The sequence below is a fragment of the Pseudomonas nitroreducens TX1 genome, assembly GCF_000313755.1.
GTDB classification, from domain to species: Bacteria; Pseudomonadota; Gammaproteobacteria; order Pseudomonadales; family Pseudomonadaceae; genus Pseudomonas; species Pseudomonas nitroreducens_A.
Window position 1 is genome coordinate 1 of record NZ_AMZB01000030.1, and the last position, 3,252, is coordinate 3,252.

5 protein-coding genes are annotated in these 3,252 nt (G+C 61.6%); all 5 read right to left on the bottom strand.

All coding sequences use genetic code 11. The features are described from left to right. A partial coding sequence (locus C167_RS0100320; RefSeq protein WP_037005761.1) for a cbb3-type cytochrome c oxidase subunit I occupies positions 1-726 on the bottom strand: 726 nt, incomplete at its 3' end. A gap of 338 nt (positions 727-1,064) precedes the next feature. Beyond that, positions 1,065-1,988, bottom strand: coding sequence for a cytochrome-c oxidase, cbb3-type subunit III (ccoP, locus tag C167_RS0100325; protein ID WP_017516304.1), 924 nt, complete (start codon positions 1,986-1,988; stop codon positions 1,065-1,067). After that, positions 1,985-2,176, bottom strand: a complete 192-nt coding sequence (locus tag C167_RS0100330; protein WP_017516305.1) for a CcoQ/FixQ family Cbb3-type cytochrome c oxidase assembly chaperone — start codon at positions 2,174-2,176, stop codon at positions 1,985-1,987. Before C167_RS0100330 ends, ccoP begins: the two co-directional genes overlap by 4 nt. Positions 2,177-2,180: 4 nt before the next feature. Beyond that, entirely contained in the window at positions 2,181-2,789 is a 609-nt protein-coding gene (gene ccoO, locus C167_RS0100335) for a cytochrome-c oxidase, cbb3-type subunit II (RefSeq protein WP_017516306.1), read from the bottom strand. Between the two features lie 10 nt (positions 2,790-2,799). Then, on the bottom strand, positions 2,800-3,252 hold a 453-nt coding region (locus C167_RS0100340; RefSeq protein WP_037005763.1), incomplete at its 5' end, for a cbb3-type cytochrome c oxidase subunit I.

Sequence of the window (3,252 nt, forward strand, 5' to 3'; positions counted from 1 at the left end):
GATGGACAGGCGATAGGAGTAGATCGGACGCTCGGCCTGCTTCGGAACGAAGTAGTACATCATGCCGAGGAAGCCGGTGGTCAGGAAGAAGCCCACGGCGTTGTGGCCATACCACCACTGGATCATCGCGTCGGTGGCGCCGGCGTAGATCGAGTAGGACTTGAAGGCGGTTACCGGGATTTCCATGCTGTTGACGATGTGCAGCATGGCGGTCACGAGGATGAAGCCACCGTAGAACCAGTTGCCCACGTAGATGTGCTTGGTCTGGCGCTTGACGATGGTGCCGAAGAACACCACCGCGTAGGTAACCCAGACGATGGCCAGGAGGATGTCGATCGGCCATTCCAGCTCGGCGTATTCCTTGGAGGAGGTGTAGCCCAGCGGCAGGGTGATGCCGGCCAGCACGATCACCGCTTGCCAACCCCAGAAGGTGAAGGCGGCGAGGCTGTCAGAAATCAGGCGAGTCTGACAGGTGCGCTGTACGACGTAGTAGGAAGTCGCGAAGAGAGCACAGCCGCCGAAGGCGAAAATCACCAGGTTGGTGTGCAGCGGACGGAGGCGGCCGAAACTGGTCCAGGGCAGGTCCAGGTTCAATTGGGGCCAAACCAACTGTGAGGCGATGTAAACACCGAGCCCCATTCCAAGTATCCCCCAGACCACCGTCATGATGGCGAACTGGCGGACGACCTTATAGTTATAAGCAGTCGGACTGATTGCTGTGCTCATTCTAAGGTTCCACGGTTTTTGAATTTTATGGACAAAAAAACGGCGGCAAGTATGGAGAAAGCAGGTGGCCATTGCAACGCGCCGGACCGGGGTGCGGTGCCGGTTTCACGCCTGCTTCAGAGCGCTTTGCGCCCCGGTTTGACGCACGTTTCGGCTCGCTCGTCCCAACCTGGAAAGTGGATCAGGTTAGTCGTATTGCAGGTTTGCGAATGGAAATGAGCTTAGCCGCGAACGGGAAGGGTGTGAAGAAGGGGAGTTAGAGAGGGTGCGACACTTCGTCGCGATATTGCGGGAGAGAGAAACTCGCGCCCTTCCAGGGCGCGAGTTGGGGCGGGAGTTTACTTCGCCTGGCCGGAAATGTTGTAGATGTAACCGGCGAGAATGTGCACTTTATCTTTGCCCAGGTACTGCTCCTGCGCTGGCATCTGGCCCTGACGGCCATGGCGGATGGTCTGCTGCAGTTGCGCGTAGCTGGAGCCGTAGATGAAGGCGCCTGGGTGAGTCAGGTCAGGTGCACCCATCATCGGGTTGCCTTTGCCTTCCGGGCCGTGGCAGGCCACGCAGGTGGTGGCGAAGAGCTTGCCGCCGTTGTCGACGTTGTCCGCGGTCACGCCCTCGGGCAGCTTGCGTCCATCCAGGTTGGCGGTAACGAAGGCGGCTACATCCTGCACGCCCTTGTCGCCCAGCACTTCACCCCAGGCCGGCATGGCGGCGTGGCGGCCACCCAGGATGGTGGTCTCGATATCCTGGGCAGTGCCGCCCCAGCGCCAATCGCTGTCGGTCAGGTTCGGGAAGCCTTGGGCGCCCTTGGCGTCCGAGCCGTGGCAGATGGAGCAATAGGTGGCGAAGAGTCGCTCGCCCATTTTAATGGCTTGCGGGTCTTTCGCGACTTCTTCCACGGGCATGGCCGCATATTTGGCGAAGATCGGGCCGTATTTTTCCTTGGCCAGGGCTTCTTCACGCTCCCATTGCTTGTCCTGGGTCCAGCCGCCGTCGTACCCCGGCAGGACGCCTTTCCAGTTCCCCAGGCCGGGGTAGAGGACCAGGTAGCCGGCGGCGAACACGATGGTGCCGACGAACAACATGAACCACCACTTGGGCAGCGGGTTGTCGTATTCCTCGATGCCATCGAAGGCATGGCCCATGGTCTGGTCGGTGGTGTTCGAGGATTGCCCGCTGCGGGTGGCGAATACCAGCCACAGCAGGGCGATCAGCGAGCCGACTGTTAGAACGGTGATGTACAGACTCCAGAAGGTAGTCATGCGTTGTTGCTCCTAGAAGCTTGCTCTTGCTCAGCGTGACGCTTGGCTGCCGGGTCATCCGCGAAGGGCAGTAGCGCGTCTTCGTCGAAGCGCTCCTTGCGTTTGCCGCCGTAAGCCCAGAGCAGTACGCCGACGAAGGCCACCATCACGATGACGGTGCCGAGGCCGCGAATGGTCCCGATATCCATGCTGTCACCGCTTGTTCTTGATGGAGGTGCCGAGGACCTGCAGGTACGCGACCACCGCGTCCATTTCGGTCTTGCCTTTGACGGAATCGCTGGCGCCAGCGATGTCGTCGTCCGTGTAGGGCACGCCCATGACACGCATCACTTCCAGTTTCTTCGCCGTGTCCTTGCCGTCGAGCTTGTTCTCGACCAGCCAGGGATAGGCGGGCATCTTCGATTCCGGCACCACGTTGCGCGGGTTGTAGAGGTGCGCGCGGTGCCAGTCGTCCGAGTAACGGCCGCCGACGCGGGCCAGGTCCGGACCGGTACGCTTGGAACCCCACAGGAACGGGTGGTCCCAGACGCTTTCGCCGGCGACGGAGTAGTGGCCGTAACGCTCGGTCTCGGCGCGGAACGGGCGGATCATCTGCGAGTGGCAGCCTACGCAACCTTCGCGGATGTAGACGTCCCGACCTTCCAGTTGCAGCGCGGTGTAGGGCTTCATGCCTTCGACCGGGGTGTTGGTGACGTCCTGGAAGAACAGCGGAACGATCTGGGTCAGGCCGCCGATGCTGACGGCGACGGCCATGCACAGGGCCAGCAGGCCGACGTTTTTCTCGAGTACTTCGTGTTTCATGTCGGTCTCCTCAGGCCATCTGCGCCGCGGCTTGCATTTCAGCCGGCTTGGCCGCAGCGACGGTGCGCCAGACGTTGTAGGCCATGACCAGCATGCCCAGCAGGAAGATGGCACCACCGATCATCCGCACGATGAAGCCGGGGTGGCCAGCGGCCAGGGCTTCGACGAAGGAGTAGGTGAGGGTGCCGTCGGAGTTCACTGCGCGCCACATCAGGCCCTGGGTGATGCCGTTGACCCACATGGAGGCGATGTACAGCACGGTGCCGATGGTGGCCAGCCAGAAGTGGGTGTTGATCAGGCCCACGCTGTGCATCTGCTCGCGGCCGAAGACCTTCGGGATCATGTGGTACAGGGAGCCGATGGAAACCATGGCAACCCAGCCCAGGGCGCCAGCGTGTACGTGGCCAATGGTCCAGTCGGTGTAGTGGGAGAGGGCGTTGACGGTCTTGATGGCCATCATCGG

Coding starts and splice junctions, on each gene's coding strand:
- ccoP (WP_017516304.1), bottom strand. CDS start 1,988: ATGACTACCTTCTGGAGTCTGTACATCACCGTTCTAACAGTCGGCTCG.
- C167_RS0100330 (WP_017516305.1), bottom strand. CDS start 2,176: ATGGATATCGGGACCATTCGCGGCCTCGGCACCGTCATCGTGATGGTG.
- ccoO (WP_017516306.1), bottom strand. CDS start 2,789: ATGAAACACGAAGTACTCGAGAAAAACGTCGGCCTGCTGGCCCTGTGC.